General features: G+C 73.6%; 1 protein-coding gene. It reads right to left on the bottom strand.

The features are described 5' to 3' along the window. Nucleotides 1–606, bottom strand: a 606-nt coding sequence (locus tag GJ693_RS16555; RefSeq protein ID WP_197042328.1) for a LysR family transcriptional regulator, incomplete at both ends; no start/stop codon positions are given.

Below are 606 nucleotides of genomic sequence, written 5' to 3'. Positions count from 1 at the left end.
CGGCAAAAGCCCGATGCCAGCCCCGGCCTGCGTGGCGGTGAGCAGCGCCCGCGTCGATCCGGTCGCCAGCCGCACCGCGCCGGCCAGGCCCAGCCCGGCCAGCCAGGCCATTTCCGGGATGCGCCCGAAGCTGTCGTCATAGGCGAGGATCGGGCCCTGGGCCGGGTCAATCGCGGCCGGATCGCGCCCAGCCAGCCAGTGGGGGCTGACAAACAGTGCCACCTGCTCGGCCGGCAGCGCCTTGACGATCAGGGCATTGCCTTCGGGGCGGCTCATGCGCACCGCCACGTCCGCCTCGCGCCCCGCCAGGCTGACGACCGCGCCCTGGCTTTGCAGGGTGATGGCAATGTCGGGATGGGTGGCCCACAGCAGGGGCAGGGCGGGGGCGAGGCGATCGGCGATGATTGTTTCGGTGGCGCTGATGCGCACGCTCGCCGGGCCGCCATCTCGCAGCGCCGCTGCCGCCCGTTCGATGCTGGCGATTTGGGCTTCGAGCGGCTCCGCAAGCACGGCGAGGCGCTGGCCGGCAGGCGTCAGCCGGGCGCCATCGGCGCGGCGATCGACCAGACGCAGCTTCAGCGCCGCCTCCAGCCCGTCGAGCCGGCG

It is taken from the genome of Sandarakinorhabdus oryzae (assembly GCF_009733735.1).
Classification (GTDB): domain Bacteria; phylum Pseudomonadota; class Alphaproteobacteria; order Sphingomonadales; family Sphingomonadaceae; genus Sandarakinorhabdus; species Sandarakinorhabdus oryzae.
The sequence above is the reverse complement of the archived record's forward strand: the minus strand, read 5'-3'. Positions and strand labels throughout refer to the sequence as shown.